Origin of the sequence: Acinetobacter entericus, assembly GCF_026168575.1 — a bacterium.
In the GTDB taxonomy this organism is placed as follows: Bacteria; Pseudomonadota; Gammaproteobacteria; order Pseudomonadales; family Moraxellaceae; genus Acinetobacter; species Acinetobacter bouvetii.
This window is the reverse complement of record NZ_JAPEQW010000019.1, coordinates 1-24,111: the sequence shown is the minus strand read 5'-3', so window position 1 is coordinate 24,111 and position 24,111 is coordinate 1. Positions and strand designations below refer to the sequence as shown.

At 48.2% G+C, this 24,111-nt stretch carries 21 protein-coding genes and 1 riboswitch; of the genes, 8 read left to right on the top strand and 13 right to left on the bottom strand.

Going from position 1 to position 24,111, the window contains the following annotated elements; all coding sequences use genetic code 11:
• Positions 1-12 precede the first annotated feature (12 nt).
• From OKC24_RS13975 to gacA, 3 genes are read right to left on the bottom strand one after another with little or no spacing between them, the layout of a single operon-like run.
• On the bottom strand, positions 13-1,425 hold the full coding sequence (locus OKC24_RS13975; protein WP_130144064.1) for a sigma-54-dependent transcriptional regulator: 1,413 nt from the start codon (positions 1,423-1,425) through the stop codon (positions 13-15).
• A gap of 18 nt (positions 1,426-1,443) precedes the next feature.
• Positions 1,444-3,009, bottom strand: coding sequence for a sensor histidine kinase (locus OKC24_RS13970; protein ID WP_130144063.1), 1,566 nt, complete (start codon positions 3,007-3,009; stop codon positions 1,444-1,446).
• Between the two features lie 20 nt (positions 3,010-3,029).
• Positions 3,030-3,665 carry a response regulator transcription factor GacA gene (gacA, locus tag OKC24_RS13965; RefSeq protein ID WP_130144062.1) on the bottom strand — a complete coding sequence of 212 codons (636 nt, stop codon included), beginning with the start codon at positions 3,663-3,665 and terminating at the stop codon, positions 3,030-3,032.
• 207 nt (positions 3,666-3,872) lie between these two features.
• On the opposite strand from gacA, the gene OKC24_RS13960 reads away from it, so the two are divergent.
• Complete coding sequence (locus tag OKC24_RS13960; protein WP_416346063.1) at positions 3,873-4,928, top strand: serine hydrolase; 1,056 nt, start codon at positions 3,873-3,875, stop codon at positions 4,926-4,928.
• 115 nt (positions 4,929-5,043) lie between these two features.
• Here the strand turns inward: OKC24_RS13960 and thrC are convergent, their stop codons facing one another.
• The 4 genes from thrC to xerD form a co-directional block, all read right to left on the bottom strand.
• A complete protein-coding gene (gene thrC, locus OKC24_RS13955; protein ID WP_005013380.1) occupies positions 5,044-6,183 on the bottom strand; it encodes a threonine synthase in 1,140 nt (379 codons plus the stop codon).
• A gap of 66 nt (positions 6,184-6,249) precedes the next feature.
• Complete coding sequence (locus tag OKC24_RS13950) at positions 6,250-7,554, bottom strand: homoserine dehydrogenase (protein ID WP_130144060.1); 1,305 nt, start codon at positions 7,552-7,554, stop codon at positions 6,250-6,252.
• Positions 7,555-7,677: 123 nt separating this feature from the next.
• On the bottom strand, positions 7,678-8,490 hold the full coding sequence (locus OKC24_RS13945) for a DsbC family protein (RefSeq protein ID WP_130144059.1): 813 nt from the start codon (positions 8,488-8,490) through the stop codon (positions 7,678-7,680).
• Between the two features lie 97 nt (positions 8,491-8,587).
• Positions 8,588-9,505, bottom strand: coding sequence for a site-specific tyrosine recombinase XerD (gene xerD / locus OKC24_RS13940; protein ID WP_130144058.1), 918 nt, complete (start codon positions 9,503-9,505; stop codon positions 8,588-8,590).
• A gap of 172 nt (positions 9,506-9,677) precedes the next feature.
• Here xerD and OKC24_RS13935 point away from each other — a divergent pair, with 172 nt between their 5' ends.
• The 5 genes from OKC24_RS13935 to ftsW all read left to right on the top strand — a co-directional run bounded on the left by OKC24_RS13935 (position 9,678) and on the right by ftsW (position 14,803).
• A complete protein-coding gene (locus OKC24_RS13935) occupies positions 9,678-9,932 on the top strand; it encodes a FeoA family protein (protein WP_005013373.1) in 255 nt (84 codons plus the stop codon).
• On the top strand, positions 9,929-11,782 hold the full coding sequence (gene feoB / locus OKC24_RS13930) for a ferrous iron transporter B (protein ID WP_130144057.1): 1,854 nt from the start codon (positions 9,929-9,931) through the stop codon (positions 11,780-11,782). Before OKC24_RS13935 ends, feoB begins: the two co-directional genes overlap by 4 nt.
• A 30-nt stretch (positions 11,783-11,812) precedes the next feature.
• Positions 11,813-12,064 carry a DUF6587 family protein gene (locus tag OKC24_RS13925; RefSeq protein WP_005013369.1) on the top strand — a complete coding sequence of 84 codons (252 nt, stop codon included), beginning with the start codon at positions 11,813-11,815 and terminating at the stop codon, positions 12,062-12,064.
• A gap of 174 nt (positions 12,065-12,238) precedes the next feature.
• Positions 12,239-13,585, top strand: coding sequence for a UDP-N-acetylmuramoyl-L-alanine--D-glutamate ligase (gene murD / locus OKC24_RS13920; protein ID WP_130144056.1), 1,347 nt, complete (start codon positions 12,239-12,241; stop codon positions 13,583-13,585).
• A gap of 21 nt (positions 13,586-13,606) precedes the next feature.
• The gene (gene ftsW, locus OKC24_RS13915) at positions 13,607-14,803 is read left to right on the top strand and encodes a putative lipid II flippase FtsW (protein ID WP_130144055.1); all 1,197 of its coding nucleotides are present in this window, start codon (positions 13,607-13,609) and stop codon (positions 14,801-14,803) included.
• A gap of 147 nt (positions 14,804-14,950) precedes the next feature.
• Here ftsW and gluQRS read toward each other — a convergent pair whose 3' ends face one another.
• The 6 genes from gluQRS to OKC24_RS13885 all read right to left on the bottom strand — a co-directional run bounded on the left by gluQRS (position 14,951) and on the right by OKC24_RS13885 (position 21,442).
• Entirely contained in the window at positions 14,951-15,871 is a 921-nt protein-coding gene (gene gluQRS / locus OKC24_RS13910; protein ID WP_171457686.1) for a tRNA glutamyl-Q(34) synthetase GluQRS, read from the bottom strand.
• A 2-nt stretch (positions 15,872-15,873) separates the two neighbouring features.
• The gene (dksA, locus tag OKC24_RS13905) at positions 15,874-16,401 is read right to left on the bottom strand and encodes an RNA polymerase-binding protein DksA (RefSeq protein ID WP_005013354.1); all 528 of its coding nucleotides are present in this window, start codon (positions 16,399-16,401) and stop codon (positions 15,874-15,876) included.
• A gap of 209 nt (positions 16,402-16,610) precedes the next feature.
• Positions 16,611-17,420, bottom strand: a complete 810-nt coding sequence (gene cpdA, locus OKC24_RS13900) for a 3',5'-cyclic-AMP phosphodiesterase (RefSeq protein WP_130144053.1) — start codon at positions 17,418-17,420, stop codon at positions 16,611-16,613.
• Positions 17,421-17,430: 10 nt separating this feature from the next.
• A complete protein-coding gene (locus tag OKC24_RS13895; protein WP_130144052.1) occupies positions 17,431-18,051 on the bottom strand; it encodes an NUDIX domain-containing protein in 621 nt (206 codons plus the stop codon).
• Positions 18,052-18,134: 83 nt separating this feature from the next.
• A complete protein-coding gene (gene thiC, locus OKC24_RS13890; RefSeq protein ID WP_131276159.1) occupies positions 18,135-20,030 on the bottom strand; it encodes a phosphomethylpyrimidine synthase ThiC in 1,896 nt (631 codons plus the stop codon).
• A 149-nt stretch (positions 20,031-20,179) separates the two neighbouring features.
• A riboswitch (TPP riboswitch) is annotated at positions 20,180-20,305 on the bottom strand.
• Positions 20,306-20,401: 96 nt separating this feature from the next.
• Entirely contained in the window at positions 20,402-21,442 is a 1,041-nt protein-coding gene (locus OKC24_RS13885) for a hypothetical protein (protein ID WP_213073342.1), read from the bottom strand.
• 273 nt (positions 21,443-21,715) lie between these two features.
• On the opposite strand from OKC24_RS13885, the gene abuO reads away from it, so the two are divergent.
• Positions 21,716-23,062 carry a multidrug efflux outer membrane protein AbuO gene (gene abuO, locus OKC24_RS13880; RefSeq protein WP_165499131.1) on the top strand — a complete coding sequence of 449 codons (1,347 nt, stop codon included), beginning with the start codon at positions 21,716-21,718 and terminating at the stop codon, positions 23,060-23,062.
• 86 nt (positions 23,063-23,148) lie between these two features.
• Positions 23,149-23,865, top strand: coding sequence for a phosphate signaling complex protein PhoU (phoU, locus tag OKC24_RS13875; RefSeq protein ID WP_005013328.1), 717 nt, complete (start codon positions 23,149-23,151; stop codon positions 23,863-23,865).
• The last annotated feature ends 246 nt before the right edge of the window (positions 23,866-24,111 follow it).

The window sequence follows — 24,111 nt, the reverse complement described above, 5'->3', positions numbered from 1 at the left end:
ATGGATGAGGGTTTAGTCCTCATCTGTATCCAGGCCGAATTTCTTTAAACGGTAACGCAAAGACCGGAACGTCATGCCAAGTTTTTTGGCGGCGACAGTTCTATTCCAATGCGTTAAATTCAGTGCATTCAGCAAAATTTCTTTTTCAATTTTTTCCAGAAAAATTTCTAATCCTTCTTCGGGCAGTTTTTTGGCGCTTTGAGGCGGATCGGTCAAGCCATTGTGCAAGGAAGGTTCTGCGGATGATGCAAACAGCTGCGCCATTTGACGCTGCGGCGCGCTTTGCAGCTGAGGCAAATCGATATTGCCGTCATCGCTTAGGGTTATGGCGCGTTCAATGATATTGCGCAATTCACGCACATTTCCCGGGTAATATTGCCCCGTCAGAAACTCTTTCGCGCGGGCGGTCAGCTGCTTGGCCGGGATATCCCATTCTGAACTGATTTTGTGAATAAAATGCTGTGCCAGAAGCAAAATATCTTCACCGCGCTCACGCAGCGGCGGCAGGATCAAGTCCATAACATGAATGCGGAAGAATAGATCCTGACGGAACTTGCCTTGCTGTACCAAAGCTTCCAAATCTTGGTGGCTGGCGCTGATGACGCGGAAATCGACATCAATTTCCGCATCTGAACCGACAGGGCGGATACGCTTTTCCTGCACCGCGCGCAGCAGTTTGACTTGCATGCTGAGCGGCAATTCAGCAATTTCATCTAAAAATAAACTGCCGCCGTGTGCGGACTGAATTAAGCCCTGCTTGTCTTGAGTGGCGCCGGTAAAACTGCCTTTTTTGTGGCCGAACAGTTCGCTTTCCATCAATTCAGTGGGAATCGCGCCGCAGTTAATGGCAATGAACGGGCCTTCATTGCGGTTGCTTAACCGGTGCACTAAATTGGCAACCACTTCTTTGCCTGTGCCGGACTCGCCTGTAATAAATACAGGCGCCTGTGAGCGGGCGATCTTTTTCAGCGTGACCCGCAGCTGCTGCATCGGCTGTGACTGTCCGATCAGCATTTTATGCTCCAGCGCATCGGTTTGGAGCTGTTTAGGCTCAGCAGGAGTGTTCAGCGCTTTTTGCAGCAGCTGTTCCAGGTGCTTCGGGTTCACAGGCTTGCTGACAAAATCAAACGCGCCTGCTTTTAAGGCGGCGATGGCGATTTCCATATTGCCATAAGCAGTCAACACTGCAACAGGCAGGCTTGGGCCATGTTCATTGATCCATTCCAATAGCTGCAGGCCGTTGCCATCCGGTAAATTCAGGTCGGTTAAGCAGGCGTCATAGGCATGTTCAGCCAGACATTTTTTGGCATCGCTGAGGCAATGCGCGCTGTGCGTATCAATACCCATGCGTGACAGAGACATCTGCATGAGCAGACACAAGTCTTCTTCGTCGTCTACCAGTAAGACCAGTGGCCGTTTTTCCACAATTTCACCCCAAAAAAATTAAATCGCTGCACGCTGGCAAATCAGCCTAAAGCAGGCGCCCCGTTGTTGTTCTACATAAGTCAGCTGAGCCTGATTGGCTTCACAGAAGCTGTGCGCAAGATACAATCCTAAACCAGTTCCAGTAATTTCGGTACTGAAAAATGGCTGAAATAGCGAAGTGCGGTGCTGCACAGCAACGCCGCGGCCAAAATCCCGCACATCCAGCCTGATGATCTTCTCATGCGGATAAACATTGAGCTCAATAAAAGGCGCATCTGCGTCATTGTGGCGGATTGCATTTCTGATGAGGTTAATCAGCACTTGACGCAATTGCGCTTCATCAAAATAAATCAGGCAGTCTTTTTGTATATTCAGCTGAATTTTCTTTTGCACATCCGCTAAATCCTCCTGAATCAGCTGCGGTATAAAGCGGTTCAAGCAGAGCTGCACAGCATGGGTTTCACGGTTTTTCACCATATTCAGCGTATCCTGCACAATGCTGTCAATGCGCTGCGCCTGCTTGCTGATCATTTTGCTGAGCATTTGCTGCTGGGCAGGGCCGCTGCCGTTTTGCAGTTCATTGGCCTGGACAATAGCGGCCAAAGGATTGCGGATTTCATGGGCAATACTGGCGGAGAGCTGGCCCAGAGCGGCCAGCTTCAGCTGCTGCACCTGCTGGTTCAGCTTTTGCGCATCCTGCAGCACCAAAAGCGTCAGCAGCTGATGTGGCACAATCAGTTTCTTTACATGGACATGGATATGATAAAGGCTTTGCTGAGATTCAAACTGAAACTTTTCGCCATCTTTGAGGTCTTCAAATTTCAGCAATTCGAATAAATCAGGCTGAGTCATATACAGGGGGTATTTATCTGCGCTGTAGGCTGCAGGGATGCCAAGCAAATGGCAGGCGGCAGGGTTGCTGAGCACCACATGGCAGTTTTCGTCCAAGACCAGATAGCCGGTTTCAATCTGTTCCAAAATATAGCGGTTGATATTTTGCAGCTGGTGCAATTCGATCGACTGTGAAAAGTTCAAATTTTCCAGAATTTGAAAGCGCCTTACCGCAATTTGCCCGCAGCCATAGACCACAAAGAATAAGAAGGCTAGCAGGGCGCTGTTGCCAATATTGCGCAGTGAGGCAAAATCTAAAATGGAGCCTAAAAAGAGCTGATAAACCACACTGATCACAGCAATCAAGGTAATCACCAGCGCTTTTCTGGCATCCAGCAGAATTGATGCGGCGAAAATGGTGATGACAAACAGCAGGCTGATATGCAGGTTAGGGCCATCCAATGCCAAAGTCAGCAGGCTTAATGCTGTAACATCGGCAAAAAAAATCAAGATCATCTGCTTCGGGATGGCGGTTTTGATTTTATTCAGTGCAAAAAATTGCAGGCTGTTCACGATGACATAAATCGTTAATACATAGAGGTAAAGCTTAGGATACTGATACTGATTGTTGAGCTGGTTATAGGTAAATAAAAAAATAATCAGCAGGCAGCTGCTGATTATAAAACGGTAAGCGCTGTACCAAATGCCCAGATGATATTGATTAAGTTCTGAAAGATTGGGGCGCTGACTCATGTGACCTGCAGAGGAATGAATTAAGGTTTAATGAGTCCGTAACGAATGGCTAAATGTGTCAATTTGACATCACTGTCAATATTCAGCTTTTCAAAAATACGGTATCGGTAAGTGTTGACGGTTTTTACGCTGACAAACAGCTTGTCCGCAATTTCCTGCGCGCTGATGCAATTCACCACCATCATCGCAACTTGCATTTCACGTTCCGACAAGGCGTCAAAAGGGGATTGCTGTGTATCAGACAAATAGGAGCTGGCCAGTTGCTCGGCAATATCCGCACTGAAATATTTTCCGCCCTGCATGACTTTATTGATGGCGCGAACCATTTCAGTGACCGGAGCGCCTTTGGTAATATAGCCTTTGGCGCCAGCTTTCAGCAATAAAGATGGATAAGGCTCTTCGGCTAAGCCGCTGACCGCAAGCACTTTGGTTTCTGGCGCAGTCTGCAGCAAACGGCGTGTCGTTTCCACACCGCCAATCCCAGGCATGTTGACATCCAGCAGCACTACATTCGGGTGGTGCTGGCGGACTAAGGAAATTGCTTCTTCACCAGATTCAGCTTGGCCAATAACCTGAATTTCTGCATGGTCTTCGAGCATTCTGCAAATCCCTGTGCGTACCAATTCATGATCATCTACAACTAAAACTGTGATCACCTGTACTCTCCCTGTCTGAAAATCGTTTTTTTTGTTACATAAAGCAAAATAAGCTTGCAATGAAACGACAAAATTAGCAATGCTATTCTTATCAAAAATGGAGAACTTATTAAACTTTCTTTGAACGTAATTTGTTCTCTATTGCATAAATGTACGGCATATTAGAGGCGATAGGCAATTATGGCCTTATTGAGTTGAGTAAATATGGTGAAGACTTCAAATAAATTTCTAATGCGCGCGCTGGGAATTTCATTTCTGTTTGGCATGAGCTCGGTGAGTTTTGCAGACATTGTAATGAATTCAAGTCCCAATCAGGCAAACCTCAGCTGGTCTTCAGAAGAAGCCAATCAGCTGCTGAATGCTGACGTATCCGCATCTGCTGAGCTGGCAGACGAACCTTCACCGCAAGGCTCAACCAAAGTCAGTACTTCTATACGCAGTTCAAATGGCGCAGTGCAGTCTGGACCGTCTAAAACGGTGCAAATTTTTGATACCAGCGTCAATGCGCATCAGCCTTCGGTAAATGCCCGCGCGGCTCTGGTCATGGATGGGCAAACTGGAGAGGTGCTGTACAGTAAAAACAGCAATACCGCCTTGCCTATTGCATCCATTACTAAATTGATGACAGCAGTGGTGATTGCAGATTCGCGCTTGAATATGTCGGAAAAAATTACTTTACAGCAGGGGGATTTTTCTTGCTCAGGCTGTAAAAGTTCCAGTTCAACACTGCGTGCCGGCGACAGCATGAACCGTGCAGAAGCCTTACTGTTTGCATTGATGAAATCTGAAAATCCAGCCGCTTCGGCTTTGGCGCGCACTTATCCAGGCGGCCGACCTGCATTCTTTGCTGCCATGAATGCTAAAGCGAAGTCTTTAGGCATGCATTCGACCCGTTATGTAGAATCAACAGGCTTACACCCAGGCAATGTGTCTTCTGCGCGTGATTTAGGCATTTTGGTGAATACGGCTTCACAATACGGCTTGATCCGCCAATTTTCGACTACGCCAAGCTACGATTTTAATTTAGGCTACCGTGTTCTGAAATCAAACAATACCAATGCACTGGTGCGTAATGGCGGGTGGAATATCAATATTTCAAAAACCGGCTATATTAGTGAAGCTGGCCGCTGCGTGGTGATGCATACGACGTTGAATAACCGCCCTGCAGTGGTTGTCTTGCTGGGTGCTGATTCTTCGGCAGCGCGCACCAATGATGCGACCCGTCTCATGACTTGGGTTTCTCAGCTTCCAAAACGTATCTAAGCGCATTCACTTGACTGAATGCCTGAACATGTTCAGGCATTTTTATTTCGGCGGCCAATGCGCGCCAGCCATAAAAAAGCCCTGCAATTGCAGGGCTTTTTCAGTTTGAAGTGAATTACATATTTGACAGAATCGAGTCTTTAACCTGATCCATGGTGGCATCAATAGATAGCATCACGGCATCTTGGCATTGCTTGATGGCCGTATCAGGATCTTTCAGGCCGTTGCCAGTTACAGTACAAACAATCACAGAACCTTCTTTGATTTTGCCAGACTTAATGTCACGGATTGCGCCGCCAACAGAGGCAGCAGAAGCAGGCTCTACGAATACGCCTTCGTACATCGAAAGCAGGCGCTGTGCATCTAAGATTTCAGCATCAGTTAATTCGTCAAACCAGCCTTGTGAATCACGTACAACTGCTTTGGCATGGTTCCAGCTTTGCGGGTTACCAATACGGATTGCAGTCGCTACTGTTTCAGGGTTAGCCACTGGTGCACCGCGAAGGAATGGCGCAGCGCCTGCAGCTTGGTAGCCCGCCATAATTGGCAAGCCAGCTGGTTTAGGGCCTGTGAATTGGTCAGTCTCAGCGTCATAAACCACTTGTTCAAACTCATCTTTCGATTGGTTTGCAACCGCTTCTGTATAACCCATCCAGTGTGCAGTAATGTTGCCTGCATTACCGACAGGCAGGCAGTGATAGTCTGGAGCACGGCCCAAAGCTTCAACAATCTCATAAGCAATGGTTTTTTGACCTTGCAGGCGGTATGGGTTGATTGAGTTTACAATCGTCACCGGCGCTTGGTCAGCGACTTCCTTAACAAGGCGCATGCCGTCATCGAAGTTGCCGCGGATTTGCATAGTGATCGCGCCATACATCATTGCTTGCGCCATTTTACCCATGGCAATTTTGCCTTCTGGGATTAATACGAACGCTTTGATGCCTGCACGCGCAGCATAGGCAGCAGCGGCGGCAGAAGTGTTGCCTGTAGACGCGCAGATAATGGCCTTAGAGCCTTCTTCGACTGCTTTTGTTACCGCCATAGTCATACCGCGGTCTTTAAATGAACCAGTCGGGTTTAAGCCCTCGTACTTCACATAAATTTCAACATTTTTGCCGGTTAAACGTGGAATGTTCTCAAGTTTAATCAGTGGCGTGTTGCCCTCGCCTAATGAAATTGCGCGAGTGGTTGCAGACACTGGTAAACGGTCGCGATAGCGGTCAACTAAACCAGTATAACGATTGGCATTCGACATGATGATGTTCCAATTGTGTGTAGAGCTTGGCGAGAGGAATTGAAAATATTCCCCTCGACCCGGTGATTAATTATCAAGCGATTCTAAACGAATTCGCACAATTTCGCCATGAATGACGGGCAAAGCTTGAATTTGCTGAAGGGCTTCATCCATTTTTGATTCTTTCACTGGATCGGTTAGAATCACGATAGGAATAAGGTCTTTTAAGCGCGGTTGCTGCATGATGGCGTCAATGCTGATGCCTGCACGGCTTAAAATAGTCGTTACATCGGCAAGTACGCCCGTTTGATCTTCGGCATTAATGCGGATGTAGTAGCCTGTGGTCATTTCTTCGCGCGGCAGAATCGGCAAATCGGTCAGCGCTTCAAATGCCAATTGCGGAATAGTGCCTGCGCCATCTTCGGTATATGAAATGTCGCGGACAATATCAACCACGTCAGCAACGACTGCAGATGCTGTCGGGCCTGCACCTGCGCCTGCGCCGTAGTAAAGGGTAGGGCCAACGGCATTGGCTTGAACCAAGACTGCATTTTTCACGCCGTTGACATTCGCAATCAGCTGATCTTCTGGAATCAGCGTTGGATGCACGCGAAGCTCAATGCCTGTTTCTGCGCGGCGCGCAATGCCTAAATGCTTAATGCGGAAACCCAGCTCTTCTGCATATTTCACATCTTGCGCAGTGACTTTACTGATGCCTTCAGTGAAAACTTTGTCAAACTGCAGCGGAATACCGAATGCAATTGAGGCTAACAGGGTCAGCTTATGCGCAGCATCAATGCCTTCTACGTCAAAGGTTGGGTCTGCTTCTGCATAGCCCAGTTCCTGTGCTTCTTTCAGCACGTCTGCAAATGCTCGGCCTTTTTCGCGCATTTCAGTCAGAATAAAGTTGCCTGTGCCGTTGATGATGCCCGCCAGCCAGTCAATTTTATTGGCAGCCAGGCCTTCACGCATGACTTTAATAATGGGAATACCGCCGGCAACTGCGGCTTCATACGCAATTTGTACGTGATGATCATCCGCGAGCTTAAACAATTCATTGCCGTATTCGGCTAAAAGCGCTTTATTGGCAGTCACGACTTGCTTGCCATGCTTGATCGCTTCCTGAATGACTTCGTAGGCAGGATGAATGCCGCCCATAACTTCAACCACCACATCAACATCCGGCTGACGCACGATGTCCATCAAGTCAGAGCTTTGCTTGACTGATGCAGGCAGATCTAAATCTGGGCGCGGACGGCGTGTGCCGACATGGGTAATTTCAATTTCACGACCGGTGCGACGTTTAATCTCAGCAGCATTTTCTTTTAATAGTTTAAGGGCACCACCACCCACAGTACCAAGACCGAGGATTGCCAGACGAACTGGTTTCACGTCACACTCCAAATATTCATCAACATTAAGCGAACCTAGATCATAGCTAAAAAAATGCCATGACTCTAGGAGATTCACAACTTTCTATCCATCTATAAAAAACAGTAATTTAATCAATAAAATTTATTTATTTAAACGCTCAGCCAATTCATTCGGCTCCATGTAGCCGCCCAAATAAACACCGTCTGTGCTGTAGATGGCAGGCGTGCCGTTTACGCCAATATTCAGGCCCATTTGATACATGTCGCGCACTGGGTTTTTGCAGGCAGCTGGCGGCAGCTGCGCGCCAGAAATGGCTTGATTGAACGCCAATTGGCGGTCTTTGCTGCACCAGACGCTTTCCATTGCCGGAATGAACTGTTCGCCGCGCGGCCATGCGATATAGCGGACTTCAATGCCTTTGCTGCTGATCTCATCCATATGCTCATGCAGTTTATGGCAATACGGGCAGCTGGCATCAGTAAAGACATATACCACGTGCTTGGTTTTGCCTTTGGCTGGATAAACAATTAAATCTTCAGTTTTCAGTTGATCAAAGAGTTTTTTGGCATTGGCGGCCTGCAGATTTTGGCTGACATTATGTAGCTCTTTGCCGCCTAGGCGCACAATTTCCCCCTGCAGAATATATTTACCGTCAGCTGTCGCATAAACAGAAGGCATGCCTTCGAAGCTGATCCAATACAAGTTGGGCACTTCAGTCGGCTGAGCATCAGTAATTTTGGCATTGATATTGGCTTTTTTCAGGCCGTCCTGCAACGTGCTGATCAGGCGCTGCTGCGCATTGCGTTCAGTCAATGTGGATGCTTCACCTGTTGCGGGGGTGCTGGCGGTCAGGGGCGCTTGTTTTTCTTCATTATTGGATTTTGAACACGCGCTTAACCCCATGCCTGCGGCAAGCGTGCATGCAATAAAAAATGTTGAACGGGTAAATAACATAAACAACCCTTTTTCTTTTAGCTTTATAAAACTGGTGGATTAGCATAGCAAAAAAAACATAGAGCAATAAAATTTCTTCGTCTTATCGCGCTGCGTTTTATGCGCGAGGATGGTGCGCCGCATGCAGCTGCTGCATGCGCACTTGAGCGACATGGGTATAAATTTGCGTGGTGGACAAATCGCTGTGGCCGAGCAGCATTTGCACCACACGCAGGTCTGCGCCGTGATTCAGCAAATGAGTGGCAAACGCATGCCTTAAGGTATGCGGTGAGAGTTCTGACTGGATATTGGCCTGCAGCGCATAGCGCTTAATGGCATACCAAAAATTCTGCCGGCTCATGATGCCGCCGTGCTGGGTTAAAAATAAATAATCGGTTGAAGTCTTATATAAAGCTGGGCGGGCCTCGGACAGGTATTTTTCGACCCAGTCACAGGCGATTTGCCCTAAAGGCACGAGGCGTTCTTTATTGCCTTTGCCGACAATGCGCAAGTAGCCTTGCTTTAAATTGATCAAATCTAATCTTAAGTTCAGCAGTTCAGTCACCCGCAAACCGCAGGCATACAGCACTTCAAGCATAGCGCGATCACGAAGGCCCAGAGCGGTGCTTATATCTGGTGCATTGATCAGTGCTTCGACATCGGCTTCAGACAAATCTTTTGGCAGCGCCCGTCCTAATTTTGGCGTTTTGTGCATGCTGACAGGGTTGTCATCGCGCAGCTTCTGCTCCTGCAGAAATTTAAAAAAGGAACGCAGGGCAGACAATGAACGGGCGATGGAGCGAGGGCTTTTCCCTTGTTTGGTCAGGCTTAAAAGCACATCGGATAGGTCATCGCTGCTCCAAGCGGGCATCGCTGAAGTGCAGCATCCACTGCATTGGATTAAATCAGAGAGGTAGGCATTGCGTGTATGCGGGCTGACGGTCTGAGCGATCAGGAAATCCCGGAAACCCTGCAAGAAACCTAACTGTTCAGGAATTGTAACGGGCGCAGGAACGCGCGGTTTTTTATTTAACATGCAATTTTCAACTTATCAGCGCTACGCCCTCAACTGGCGGGCTTTCTGCAATGTAATGCAATTTACTTTTCCTGTCGATGCGCTGTTTGGAAATGAGAATTGAAATCAAATCTGATTTGGTAATTATTCTCATTTGCTTGTATAATATTCAAAATTTTTTAGGATTAGATGCGTGCGTTTATCTGATTTGAAAGTCAAACAATCTGCCATCATTCAAAAGGTTCACCGTATTGAAGATGAGCGTTCCCAAGCTGATCTGGTGGCGGGCCGTTTGGAAACATTAGGCTTTATTCCAGGTACAAAGGTGCAAGTCATTACTAAAGGAATTTTTGGCGGGGACCCGATTTTAATTCAGATTGGCTTTACCCGTTTCGCATTGCGTAAAGCGGAAGCGCAGAAAATTGAAATTGAAGGAGCGCCTGCATGAGTGATGCGTTGCGTATTGCCCTTGTTGGTAACCCTAACTGCGGTAAAACATCATTATTCAACCACTTAACAGGTACCCGGCAAAAAGTTGCCAACTATGCGGGGGTAACGGTTGAACGTAAAGTCGGCCAATTTGTACTGCCGTCAGGCAAGCCTGTGCGTGTACTGGATTTGCCGGGGACATACAGCCTTAACGCGACCAGTCCGGATGAAGCGATCACCCGCGATGTTGTGCAAGGCAAAATTGCTGAAGAAGGCCATCAGGATGCTTTCCTGTGCGTGGTGGATGCAACAAACTTGAAACTGCATCTGGGCTTGGTGATGGAGATGATTGCGCTGGGGCGTCCAATGCTGCTGGTGCTGAACATGATGGACGAGGCGCGCCGCCGAGGCATGCAGGTCAACACGCAAAAGCTGTCAGAGCGTTTAGGCATTCCGGTCGTGGAAACGGTTGCTGTGCGCAATGCAGGCATTGAAAGCCTGATGAGTGCGCTGGATCAGGAGAAGTTTGCTGCGCCGCATACCGAACTCAGCGGCCTGACGGGTGATGCTCACCAAAAGATTGATACGATTCTGAACGATGTCGTTCATTTTGTAGACCATGAAGATAAGCGTTCCGACTTTCTAGATAAAATATTCCTGCATCCTGTGCTGGGCTTAGTCAGCCTGGCGGTCATGATGTTTATTATCTTTCAGGCTGTCTTTGCTTGGGCTGCGCCATTTATGGACGGCATTGAAACCTTCTTTGGCTGGCTGGGTGAATTTATCGGACAGCATATTTCGCATCCGCTGCTGAACAGTTTGGTGGTGGATGGAATTATTGCAGGGGCGGGCGGTGTCGTGGTGTTCCTGCCGCAGATTTTGATTTTGTTCTTTTTTATTTTGGTGCTGGAAGAATCGGGTTATTTGCCGCGCGCGGCTTTCCTGCTGGATAAGCTGATGTTCAAAGCCGGATTGAGCGGGCGTGCGTTTATTCCATTGCTGTCCAGTTTTGCCTGCGCTGTACCGGGTGTGATGGCAACCCGCAGCATCAGTGATCCGCGTGATCGTCTGGTGACCATTTTGGTTGCGCCATTAATGACCTGTTCTGCGCGTTTGCCTGTCTATGCGCTGCTGATTTCAGCCTTTATTCCTGCAAAAATGGTGTGGGGTGTGTTGAATTTACAAGGTCTTGTGCTGTTTGCCTTGTACATGGCGGGCATAGTCAGCGCTTTAATCGTAGCGACCATACTGAAATTTTTCCAAAAAGATAAGTCTCAGCATGCGCTGCTGATGGAACTGCCAAGCTACCGCTTTCCTGATATTAAAAGCATCTGGATCGGTCTGCTTGACCGCGCCAAGATCTTTATGAAGCGCGTTGGCGGCATTATCTTTGCGCTGTCGATTTTGCTGTGGTTCCTGTGCACTTTCCCGCAGGCGCCAGAAAATGCGGCGTTGCCAGCGATTGATTATTCTTTTGCCGGCATGCTGGGTCATTTAATGCAGCCGATTTTTGCGCCGATTGGATTTAACTGGCAGATCTGTATCGCCTTGATCCCTGCGATGGCTGCCCGTGAAGTGGTGGTAGCGGCATTGGGCACCGTATATGCCTTATCCGCGGCGGATGATGATGCTGTGGCCCAGGGCTTATCGACATTGATCAGCAGCGGAGATTTAGGCTGGTCATTGGCGACAGGTTTATCATTGCTGGTCTGGTTTGTTTATGCGCCGCATTGCTTGGCAACATTGGCCACCGTAAAGCGTGAAACAGGCTCTTGGAAAACGGTCGGCTTTATGACGGTTTATCTGTTTGGTTTGGCTTACTTCATGGCCTTTCTAACCTATCAAATTGCATCACATTACTTCGGCTAGGTTTTCGAGGCGACGTGAGAGGAGACTAAAATGATTGAAGTTCTAATCGTGGCTGCATTGGTGATTTGGAGTGCTGTCGTGGTGTTTAAGAAAGTTTTTCCGAAAACAGCGTACGCGTTCTTTCTGTCTTTATCGAATGTGGCTCAAAAGCAGGGATGGACGGCTGTGGCGAAACGCTTAAAGCCTGCCATGGTTGCGGGCTGCGGCGGCAGCTGCGGATGCTCTGCATCGGACACGCCTGCTGAAAAAAAACCGGAAGTGCAGGCCGTGAAGTGGAAATAGAAACCATTTCATAAGTCCGTTGTGCTGTGAAATAGAAAACCGTCATTTTTATGACGGTTTTTTTACGCGCTGACACAAAAAAACCGCCAGAAAGTCAAAACTGAAAAAGCATTCAAAACAGCAAAGTGCTAACATTTTGTCAGTTTTAAAAACAAACCATAAAATGGGGCAAAAATGTTAATACAGCGTGGTGGTTTAAAGGTCGTTGCTGGACTTGGAATTTCAGGTGTCGCCGCGGTTAATTTTTTACATGAACACGGTTACCGCGTTGCTGTTACAGATTCAAGAGTTACCCCGCCAGGCCATGACCAGATTCCTGCTGCAGTGCAAGCCAGTTTTGGCCAATTAGATGAAGAGCTGCTGCTTCAGGCTGAAGAAATTGTCATCAGCCCAGGGCTGGATCCAAAACTGCCGGAAATTCAGGCGGCAGAAGCCAAAGGCATTCCAATTGTCAGTGAAATTCAGATTCTGCGCCGGGCAACAGATAAGCCGATTGTCGCCATTACCGGATCTAATGCCAAAAGCACCGTGACCACGCTGCTGGGCTTGATGGCGAAAGAAGCAGGGAAAAAAGTCGCTGTGGGCGGCAACTTAGGGCGTCCTGCACTGGATTTAACCAAAGATGATCCAGAACTGTATGTGCTTGAACTCTCCAGCTTCCAGCTGGAAGCGACCTCTAATTTAGCGGCGGAAGTTGCTGTTGTATTGAATATGAGTGAAGATCATTTAGACCGCCACGGCGATATGATGGGCTACCACACTGCGAAGCACCGCATCTTCCAAGCTGTGAAAAAAGTGGTGTATAACCGTGATGATTCTTTAACCCGCCCGCTGGTGCCGGACGCAACGCCGATGCAAAGCTTTGGATTGAATGCGCCAGATATGAATCAATTTGGCATCTTGCGGGATGATGACGGTACCATTTGGCTGGCGCGCGGGCGTGAGCGCCTGCTGAAAAGCTCGGACATGTATATTCAAGGAACGCACAATGTGGCGAATGCTTTGGCTTGCCTGGCGCTGGGTGAAGCGATCGGCCTGTCTTTAGACAGCATGCTGAATACACTGAAGACGTTTAAAGGCCTCGAGCACCGCTGTGAATTCGTGAAAGAATTGGCGGGTGTGCGTTACTACAATGACTCGAAGGGCACCAATATTGGCGCGACACTGGCAGCGATTGATGGCTTAGGCGCCGCCATTGAAGCCCAAGGCGGCAAAGTGGCGATTATCTTGGGCGGGCAAGGCAAGGGGCAGGATTTCACAGCGCTGCGTGACTCGCTCAGCAAATACGCTAAAGTGGCGGTGCTGATTGGTGAAGACCGCCCAATCATTGAGAAGGCGATTGCAGGGACAACAGCGCTGCTGCATGCGGCAACGCTGAAAGAAGCGGTGGAAATTTGCCAGCAGCATGCGCAGGCCAATGATGTCGTGCTATTGTCACCTGCATGCGCAAGTTTTGATATGTTTAAAGGTTACAGCGAACGCGGTCATCAGTTTGTTGACTGCGTGAATTCACTGGCTTAAAAGAATGATAAGGAACGTTGTATGGCTGGGTTAGCTCAGACGACCATCAGTAAAATAAATGAAGCCTATGACCGGTGGGCGCCTCGGCTGCCTGCCGAAGTCAACATGCGCAATGTGCTGATTTTTTGCGTGCTGGCGCTGTTGTGTTTAGGCTCCATTATGGTGGCTTCGGCATCAATGCCGTATGCAGACCGTCTGCATGAAAATGCATTTCATTATATTACACGGCACGGGATTTCAATTCTTGTGGCCGGTGCAGCGGCATTCTTGGCCTATAAAGTGCCGATGAATGTCTGGTTCAACAATACCTTCCCGCTGTGGCTGCTGACGATTCTGCTGCTGGCGGTGGTGCTGGTGGCGGGAACCGAGGTCAATGGTTCAACCCGCTGGATTCGGATAGCCGGTTTTACCCTGCAGGCCTCTGAAGTCGCCAAAGTCATGATGGCGATTTTTACTGCAGATTATGTGGTGCGCAGGGCCGAAGAAGTGCGGACCAGCGTTTCTGGCCTTGTGCGGCTGGGTGTGGTGATGATTATTACGGTGGGCTTGATTCTGGCAGAGCCAGACTTAGGCGCGACTGCTGTAATTGTCTTAATGATCCTCGGGGTATTTTTCCTTGCAGGCGCACCGGCAATTCAGTTTATCGCTTTCATGGCGTTTATTATTGCTGGCTTAGTGATTGCAATTGTTTTCGAACCTTACCGCCTGCAGCGCGCGCTGTCGTTCACTAACCCTTGGGCAGACCCGTTAGGGACTGGCTACCAGCTGTCGAATGCCTTAATGGCTTTTGGCCGCGGTGAGTGGTTTGGTGTGGGGCTGGGCCACAGTATTCAAAAAATGTCGTATCTGCCGGAAGCGCATACTGACTTCATGCTGGCTATCTTAGGCGAGGAATTCGGCTTTTTTGGCATCACGACGGTTTTGGTGCTGTCATTCACCATGGTGGTATGCTGCATTAAAATTGGCCATCGCGCGCTGAAAAACCAGTACCTGCGTGCAGGCTATTTGGCGTATGGCATCAGTATTATTTTTCTGCTGCAGATTTTAGTGAATGCCGGCATGAACATGGGCATGCTGCCAACCAAAGGCTTAACGCTGCCCTTTATCAGTTATGGCGGCTCATCTTTAATTATGTGTGCGGTGATGATCAGCCTGATTCTCAAAATTGAAGCCACCACTTGCCAGACCAACCCAAGCAAAGAAGAATCCAGCTTTTAAATGATTTATGGGCAAGATTCAGGCCGGACAGCGTAAAGGCGGTGTCCGGTTTTTTATTGGGCAGTCGGGTGGATTGAACAGCAGTCTGGAAGCAGAGATATCAGCGGATCATTTGCACGGCTGTCAGGGGGGAATTGCTGGCTGCCTTTACAAATAGATGCCGTGCAGTTCTGTGCTGTGCGGGATCAAACCTGTATTCCACTGCGCGACAGCTTGCTGAAGCATTTGAGCTGGGCTGTTTAATTCGACTTCCGGCTGGCGCAACGCGCGTAAGGCCTGCTGTAAAAGCTGCTGCGCCTGTGTTAAATCCAGCGCCTGCGCCATATTCTGCTTAGACAGTTTTTGCCCCTGATCATTCATCGCTAAAGGCAAATGCATATACTGCAGCTGCGGATAACCCAGCAGCTTGCCTAGCCAAATCTGCCGTTCAGTATTGTCTAAGAGGTCTGCGCCGCGCACGACATGCGTCATGCCCTGCAGATAATCATCCACCACCACTGCCAGCTGATAATTGATAATGCCGTCGCGGCGCTTGAGCACGAAATCGCCAAGATCATGCTGCAGGTTCGAGCAGTGTCTTCCCTGCAGGCGGTCAGTAAAACAGATCTCCTGATCACTGACTTTGACCCGAATGGCCTGATCTTTTAAAGCCAAGTTCAGATTGCGGCAGGTACCTTGGTAAATATGATTCGAGCCGAGCATTTTTCGGGTGCATTGGCAGGCATACACCAAGCCGTGCTGATGCAGCTGCTCAATGGCAGATTCATAGAGGTTCAGGCGGTTTTTTTGAAAGATGATGTCGGCATCAGGGTCAAACTGGAAAGCATCAATTGAACGAAGAATGTGATCTTCACTGCCGGGGGAAATGCGCGGAATGTCGGTATCTTCAATACGCACCAGCCATTGGCCATGATGTGCGCGGGCGTCGCAATAGCTGGCGACTGCGGTAATTAAAGATCCAAAATGCAAAGGGCCGGTTGGCGATGGCGCAAACCGGCCCACATAAGCCATCCTGCTGTCCCCTTCCTTTGGTAAAGAAGGGGCTAGGGGAGGATTATTCAATAACATGCTTAACCGTTGTTTTGCTTCTCTTTGATTTCTGCCAGTGTTTTGCAGTCAATACATAGAGTGGCAGTTGGACGGGCTTCCAAACGGCGCAAGCCAATTTCAATACCGCAAGTTTCACAGAAACCGTAGTCATCATTTTTGATGGCTTCAATTGACTGCTCAATTTTACGGATTAATTTGCGTTCACGGTCACGCGTACGCAATTCAATCGCAAATTCTTCTTCCTGCGTTGCACGGTCATTGACGTCTGGAAGCGCTGTATTTTCATCCTGCATGGTGTTTAAAGTGCGGTCCACTTCAGACATCAGTTCAGCTTTCCATGCCAGCAGGATACGCCGGAAGTGCTCAAGCTGCCCTTCAGACATGTATTCTTCATTTTTCTTAGGCTGATAAGGTTCAATACCAAATAAGCTAGCAGTAGAACCACCTTCAGATGCCTTTGGCTTCGCTTTGCGGACGCGTTTTACAGATTTTTCATCTGCTGTATCAGTTTGTGCGTCTAAGACTTGATTTTGGTTGTCATTCGCCATATAGGGCATTCCTCATCATATGCATATTATCTATACGCAAAAAATATGGTGATATGCAAGTTTTTATCGACCCTTTTGGGAGATTCCTCCTGCAGGGGTCGTCATCATATAGACTTTTTTTCGATTTTGATAGTCTTAGATGTCGGGTTTCTAACTATCACTTTTCCATCAGATGCAATAACTTAATGCAAAAGAAACAAAATGAAAAGTTAATAACCTGAAATTTCAACATTAATTTTTGGCTGGTTGGTTTTTACGCGAATCACATGCGTCGAAAATTCACCATTTTCTTTTAAATTCAGCACACGGTAACCCGGCATAGACTCATCCAGCGCGAAAGAATCGCTATGCGGCTTGAACTGAACACTGGTCGACGGCGTGGATAAAAACTGCACGCCGTGGCGCTCATTGCGGGAATCTTGATGCACATGGCCGTACAGTACAGCTTTAACATTTTGATGCTTGGCAATCACATCCAGCAAATGATCTGCATTTTTCAGCTTATGCTGATCAATCCAAAAGGACTGCATAGCAAAGGGGTGGTGATGGCAGGCAATGATGATATGCTGATCCGCCTGTTCTGACAGCATTTGATCCAGCTGCTCCAGCTGCTCTTGGGCAACCCAGCCATCCACTTTCCCTTCAACGGCGCTGTTCAGCAGAATGAGGCGCCAATTGCCAAAACTCAGCATGTGCGCGCGGTCTTTCTGGCGGTGAAAAGGGAAAATGGCCGTATCATCATGATTCCCCGGAATTTGAAAATGCGGCAGATTCAGCGTCTGCATAAAGCGTAAATAGCGGTCATAGGTTTCTGAGACCGGCACTTGCGCTAAATCCCCCGTATGAATGATGGCATCAATATCAGGCAGGTGCTGTCTCATATGCTGAATGACAGCATGAAAGCTTTGTTCAGGATTCATGGCTGCAAATTCTAGATCATCCTGATCCATGAGATGCGTATCTGAAATTTGGACAATCGTCCAGCCTGAAGATGAATCTGTGTGATTTGATAAAGGCATGTCCTTCCCCTTAGACACTCTTTATAGTATGAATTTTCTGCTGCAGCCATTGCAAGGCCATAATGACAGGAGCATTCTTTAACCGACCGCTGGCAAGCAGTTCAGGAAGGTCTGCATAATTAAAAATATGCAACTGAATATTTTCGCCTTCGTCCGGCATGCCGAAAATGCCGCCATGTTCAGGCAATTCCGCCTGCGCGGCATATAAATGGAACAGTTCTGAACACGCGCCCGCCGAAGGATAAAAGCTGAACAGATGCTGCAGCTCATCCAGTTCACAGCCCGATTCTTCTAAGCTTTCTCTGCGGATGCAGTTTTCAGCAGATTCATCGCCATCCAATACGCCGGCAATAATTTCCAGCTGCCAAGGCGACTCGGCATCATCAATTGCACCGATGCGGAATTGCTCAATTAAGGCAAATTTTTCCTGATGGTCATGATAAATCAGTACACCGGCAGCTTCCGGACGGTGAATCAGCTCTCTGTGAATGACCTTAGTGAACTGCTCTTGCCCGAATAGGCGGTGCCGGAGGCTGACTTTTTCAACTTGAATAAAGCCTTTGAATTGATATTCACGCCCTTCAACAGTGAAATCTTTTTTGTTATATGAAGCTTGTTTAATAATATTCATATGCTTAAAAAATGCAAAAGGATGAAAACGGCTGTTTTCATCCTAACTGAGATTTAAAAGAACACCAATTTTTTTTTACGCAGTTACAGTTTGTGGTACAATTTTTGACCATGTTCATGGTAGGCCGTTTTCATGGCCTGCATGCCTGCATCAATGGCTGCGGGGCTTTCAGCAGCTAGTCTGGTATTTTGTTGATTTTGCGCGTAATCCCTGACATTTTGCGTGATTTTCATCGAGCAGAACTTTGGCCCGCACATGGAACAGAAATGCGCTGATTTATGCGCTTCTTTCGGCATGGTTTCATCATGCATTGAACGCGCTGTATCCGGGTCTAAGCTCAAATTGAACTGATCTTCCCAGCGGAACTCAAAACGCGCTTTAGACAGGGCATTATCGCGCACCTGCGCGCCGGGATGCCCTTTAGCAAGGTCCGCCGCATGAGCTGCGATTTTATAGGTGATAATGCCGTCTTTGACATCTTTCTTATTGGGCAGGCCCAAATGCTCTTTCGGGGTCACATAACAGAGCATGGCTGTGCCATACCAGCCAATCATGGCTGCGCCAATGGCAGACGTAATGTGGTCATAACCGGGGGCAATATCAGTGGTCAGTGGCCCAAGCGTATAGAAAGGCGCTTCCTGGCAGACTTCCAGCTGCAAATCCATATTCTCCTTCACCATGTGCATTGGCACATGCCCCGGACCTTCAATCATCACCTGCACATCATGTTTCCATGCACGGTGAGTGAGTTCACCTAAGGTGCGCAATTCGCTGAACTGCGCTTCATCATTGGCATCCTGAACGCAGCCAGGGCGTAATCCATCGCCTAGACTAAATGACACATCGTAGGCTTTCATGATTTCACAGATGTCATCGAAATGGGTATACAGGAAGTTTTCGGTATGATGCGCTAAGCACCATTGCGCCATGATTGAGCCCCCGCGGGACACGATGCCTGTCAGGCGATTTGCGGTCATCGGCACATAGCGCAATAGCACGCCTGCGTGAATGGTGAAGTAATCCACGCCTTGTTCGGCTTGTTCAATCAGCGTGTCTTTGAAAATTTCCCAGGTCAAATCTTCAGCCACGCCATCCACTTTTTCCAAAGCCTGATAAATCGGCACAGTGCCAATCGGGACAGGTGAATTGCGGATAATCCATTCACGGGTTTCATGAATATTTTTACCGGTCGACAAGTCCATGATGGTGTCGGCGCCCCAGCGGGTTGCCCACGTCATCTTTGACACTTCTTCATCAATCGACGAACCCAGTGCAGAGTTGCCGATGTTGGCATTAATTTTCACCAGAAAGTTGCGCCCAATGATCATCGGCTCGCATTCAGGATGATTGATATTGGCAGGGATAATGGCGCGGCCTTCTGCGACTTCTTTACGCACAAATTCAGGGGTGATTTCCATGAGATTGCGTGCGCCAAAGTTTTGCCCTGCATGCTGCCGCATATCCACGCCTTCATGCTGGCGCTGATTTTCACGAATCGCAATGTATTCCATCTCAGGCGTGATGATGCCTTGTTTTGCATAGTGCATTTGCGAGACGTTGCGGCCTGTTTTGGCACGGCGCGGTTTTTGGATATGGGCGAAACGGATGCCGGCAGTACGGATATCTTTCAGGCGTTCTTGTCCGAACTTTGAGGTGAGGGTGTCTAAACGTTCGGTATCGTCACGTTCAGCAATCCAGGTTTCACGGACATTGGGCAGGCCTTTGTTCAGGTCGATCTGCACATTGGGGTCGGTATAAACGCCTGATGTGTCATAGACCATGATCGGCAGATTTTTTTCACCGCCTAAGCCGGTTGGCGTATCGGTGAGTGCAATTTCACGCATCGGCACTTGAAGGTCTGGGCGTGAGCCTTGGATATAGACCTTTTGCGATGCGGGCAATATGCGGGTCAGATCTTTGGCTTCTTGCTCGTGTTGAGCCAATTGATCAGCGGGGGATAGATTCGTTAACTGGTTCATTGCAATGATCCTTATGAATGACATCAACGAATCAAGCACGACCAAAAACGCTGGCGATTTCGTCCATTTCAAGGTGTATTCAACATGGTTTTGCTGTGAATACAGGTATTTCGACCTATGCCTCTGAAACAGTTAAATACGGGCTTTAGTTTTTAGACTGGCTTGATTCCTACGCAGGTTTTAACCTGATCAGGTTCAACGGTACTCACTCTCAAAAACATCAAATGCTTTTAAGTGATCTCAGCGAGGGATTACTCGCGCTCCGTCAAGCGATGGGCAAATTTTAGCGCAGTCTGATGATAAAGAATAGTCAGACCGCTTGAACTTGTGCAATAAGCAGATAAATTGCTCTGCTGCTGTAGACAGGGACGCTAAAGGCAAATGGCGTCTGAAAAACAGTCTTGTTTATAATGGGGTGCAGGATTGTGCAAATTCAGATACAGCTCCAGCTGCTGCCAAGGGCTTAACCCGGTTTGACCGCCAGCGGACTGAATGCGCTGTTCGCCATTCATGTCTAAAAATTGCAGGAAACGGCTGGCTTGGCGGGTCAGCTCAGAATGCCGAAGGCTGGATATTTTATGCAGCTCTTCAATCGTGCTGGCCTGCACATCCTGCGGGTCGGCATAATTGCTGGACACTGGTGTTTCTTTTAAGCCTTTGAATAGGAATAGTTTATACTGATACAGCAGGTGCTGTGCATCCTTCCGGTAAGTGCTTTGAGGATATGTGCGAATATAATCTTCCCAAAACAGCGCGCGCCGGGCAATTTCAAAAGGTTCAATCCTTAGCGACTGATTAGCGAATGCGGGTTCAATATTTTGCAGCGCTAAGTTTTCAATAAATACCCGCTCGGCTTCCGGCATGTAGGGCGAAAAAATTTTGGCGAGATAATATGGGTTGCGGCGGTAATGCACATTGGAAGATGCAGAATCCGCCAACTCCACATAGGCTTGGCCTTGATGTTTCAGCAAATACTGATCGCGGATTGTCAGCTGTTCAAAGTGGCTTTGATGAATTGTTGGGTGCTGCGCGATGTCAAAGGCATATTGCTCAAAAGCCATTTGCTGAGCCGCTGTGCGGCTGACCTGCAGAAAGTTGCGGTACATTTCATTTGAGCGCTGGAGCATCTGCTGCTGTTTGGCCAAAGGCTGCAGCGGCAAGCAGACTTTCAAATCATGATTGACTTGTTCTAATGCAAAAGTGGTGCGCTGATTGTTGATTTCCTTCATGCTTTTTTCAAGATTTTGGCATAATGCGGACAAGTCAACAGCATCATGCCGTGCATGCGAATTTTCCAGCTGTTCTTTTAACGGCTGCGGTTCAGGCTGCTGCTCACAGCCCGCCAGCAAGAAGATGCAGGAACATGCAAAGATCTGCTTTGCTGCAGTTAAACAACGCTTTGGCACAGGCACCCAATGAGGAAAGTTGACAATACATTTGTCCGATAGAATGCCGATATTTTATAGCTGAAATTGCATCATACTGTGTAGTATTGTGAAGTTGTTTGTTACAGCGCCGTGTGTATGACGGTTTATTGCAGAAAAATGTGGCAGAGTTAGGAAAAAATGTATAAAAATTAATAAAAATCATACTGGAAATAGCTTAAAACAATTTAGGATTTACTTAAGATTGATATTCAGTGCCTTGCCGGAAGATGGCTGGCTGTGATGGATTTACGAAAAAAAATGAAGATATGTTTTTTATTCAGCGCTTGCCTGCTTTGTGCAAGTTCCCCATTGTTGGCTATGGATTTGGTGGACGCTTATGACCGTGCAAAGCTGGCAGATCCGAATTGGCAGGCAAATCAGCTGCAATATGAAGCGGATAAATTGAATTTAGGCATTGCCAATGGCAACCTGCTGCCGACAGTAACGCTCTCAGGCAATATCACCCGAAAAAATCAAAATGCCAATCAAAGCGGCGCAGCCATGGGTCTGTCCCTGCCGGACAGCAGCACCGCCAAGCAGCTTGCTTTGACGGCGCGCCAGCCGATTTTCCGCTGGGATGCATGGGAAGGCTTGAAGCAAGTCAAAACCTCGATTGACCTGAGTGAAATCAATTTGCGCTTGCAGCAGCAGGATCATATTCTGCAAGTGGCGGATGCCTATTTTAATGTGCTGCGCCAGCAGGCGCTGACGGCGGCAAATTTACAGGAAGAGCAGGCGCTGTCAGAACAGCTGAAAATGATGAATGCCAAGCTGAACGAAGGTCTGGTTGCTAAAAGTGACGTCAGCGAAGCCAATGCGCAATATCAAAATGCGCGCGCCAACCGCATGGCGACGCATGTGCAGCTGATTTTGGCGCAAGAACAGCTGCAGCAGCTGGTTGGATCATACCGCGATCATTTGGCGGTGCTGCGTGAAGATTTTCAATTTCAGAAACCGGTGCCGGATAATATGCAAGACTGGGAAAATCTGGCCATGAGCCAGAACCTTGGCATACTGCAGGCTAAAACCCAGCGCCGCTATGCCGAAGATGCAAAGCGTGTGGAAAAAGCAGCGCTTTACCCGCAGGTTGAAGCAGTCGGCACCTATGGCTACAGCAAGCAAAGCCCCGAATCCATCATGTCGCAAGACGGCCAGTTTGATCAGGTGGGCGTCGAGATGAACTGGAACATATACAATGGCGGGCGCACGCAAAAATCCATTAAGCAGGCAGCCATCAATGTGCAGAAGAGCGAGGCGCTGCTCGATGCCGCGGTGCGGAAGGCGGCAACGGATGTCAAAAAATCCTATTTGCAGGTGGAAACTGATCAGGCCAAGCTTCAGGCGCGCAAAGCGGCCATGGATTCTTCCGCCATTGTATCTAAAGCTTCGCAAGCGCAGTATCAGGAAGGGCTGAAAACCATGGTGGATGTGCTTTTGGCGCAGCGCAACGCATTCTCTGCCAAGCAGGATTATTTGAACTCGAAATATGATTACCTGCTGCACGTCCTGCAGCTGAAAGCTTCAGTCGGGCGTTTGGGCGATAAAGATTTAGCTGAAATGAACGCATGGCTGGTCAGGCCTGCAGAATCTGCTGTAAAGAAATAGCTGGCCGTCATAAAACTTTAACAATGATTATGCTTTAATATCGGCTTAAAAATCTGTCTCAATTCAGCTGCTGTGGAGAACATCCCTTGCCAAATAATCCTGTGTTGAATCACCATATTTCTTCACAATTTAATGAAGATTTACAGGATGTGAACACCAAATTCATGACCATGGGCGGTTTGGTCGAACAGCAAGTGGCGAATGCAATTCATGCGCTGCTGGATACAGATGCCGCCATGGCGGTTGATGTCCAGTTTCAGGACAATACCGTCAACCGCTATGAAACTGAAATTGATGAGGCTTTGACGCTGATCCTTGCGCGCCGCCATCCGGCCGCCATTGATTTGCGCATGGTGATAGCGATGTCAAAAGCCAATACTGATTTAGAGCGCATTGGCGATGAAGCGGCGAAAATTGCCCGCATTGCGCAGAGCCTATGCGAAGAAGGCGGCTCGCCGCGCGGCTATATGGAAACCCGCCACATTGGCAATCAGGTCCGCGTGATGATTCATGACGCTTTAGATGCATTTGCGCGTCTGGATGTTGATCAGGCGCTGAAAGTGCTGCTTGCGGATGCGGACATTGACCGTGAATACCAGTCAGCTACCCGTACTCTAATGACCTATATGATTGAAGATCCGCGCCATATTAGCCGTGTGATCAATGTGTTATGGGTGCTGCGTTCTTTAGAGCGCATCGGCGATCATGCGCGCAACATTTCTGAGCAGGTGATTTATATGGTGAAAGGCTTTGATGTGCGCCATACCAGTGTGGAAGAAATTGAGCAGAAAGTGCAGCGTTAAGCTGAGAGAGATAAAAAGCCTATCCATCGATAGGCTTTTTATCTTTAGCGCGCATTGATGATTCTATTCGGTCGTCGCTTGCAGGTGGAATTTCTCTGTTGGCTTCAGCTGTGCGTTTCTTCTTCGGCATCATCTTCAAAGGTTTTGGCAATTTTTTCAATATTCAGGCTTTTGGCCATCGCATCAAAAATTTCTTTATACATGTTATTCACCAATTAAAATGTCTATGCGATAAACCATTTAAAA

Excerpts from the sequence above, each read along its gene's own strand:
- gluQRS (WP_171457686.1), bottom strand. The coding sequence starts at position 15,871 with ATGTTATTGAATAATCCTCCCCTAGCCCCTTCTTTACCAAAGGAAGGG.
- cpdA (WP_130144053.1), bottom strand. The coding sequence starts at position 17,420 with ATGCCTTTATCAAATCACACAGATTCATCTTCAGGCTGGACGATTGTC.
- OKC24_RS13970 (WP_130144063.1), bottom strand. The coding sequence starts at position 3,009 with ATGAGTCAGCGCCCCAATCTTTCAGAACTTAATCAATATCATCTGGGC.
- abuO (WP_165499131.1), top strand. The coding sequence starts at position 21,716 with ATGAAGATATGTTTTTTATTCAGCGCTTGCCTGCTTTGTGCAAGTTCC.
- OKC24_RS13895 (WP_130144052.1), bottom strand. The coding sequence starts at position 18,051 with ATGAATATTATTAAACAAGCTTCATATAACAAAAAAGATTTCACTGTT.
- ftsW (WP_130144055.1), top strand. The coding sequence starts at position 13,607 with ATGGCTGGGTTAGCTCAGACGACCATCAGTAAAATAAATGAAGCCTAT.
- xerD (WP_130144058.1), bottom strand. The coding sequence starts at position 9,505 with ATGTTAAATAAAAAACCGCGCGTTCCTGCGCCCGTTACAATTCCTGAA.
- thrC (WP_005013380.1), bottom strand. The coding sequence starts at position 6,183 with ATGTCGAATGCCAATCGTTATACTGGTTTAGTTGACCGCTATCGCGAC.
- murD (WP_130144056.1), top strand. The coding sequence starts at position 12,239 with ATGTTAATACAGCGTGGTGGTTTAAAGGTCGTTGCTGGACTTGGAATT.
- thiC (WP_131276159.1), bottom strand. The coding sequence starts at position 20,030 with ATGAACCAGTTAACGAATCTATCCCCCGCTGATCAATTGGCTCAACAC.
- OKC24_RS13925 (WP_005013369.1), top strand. The coding sequence starts at position 11,813 with ATGATTGAAGTTCTAATCGTGGCTGCATTGGTGATTTGGAGTGCTGTC.
- dksA (WP_005013354.1), bottom strand. The coding sequence starts at position 16,401 with ATGGCGAATGACAACCAAAATCAAGTCTTAGACGCACAAACTGATACA.
- feoB (WP_130144057.1), top strand. The coding sequence starts at position 9,929 with ATGAGTGATGCGTTGCGTATTGCCCTTGTTGGTAACCCTAACTGCGGT.
- OKC24_RS13945 (WP_130144059.1), bottom strand. The coding sequence starts at position 8,490 with ATGTTATTTACCCGTTCAACATTTTTTATTGCATGCACGCTTGCCGCA.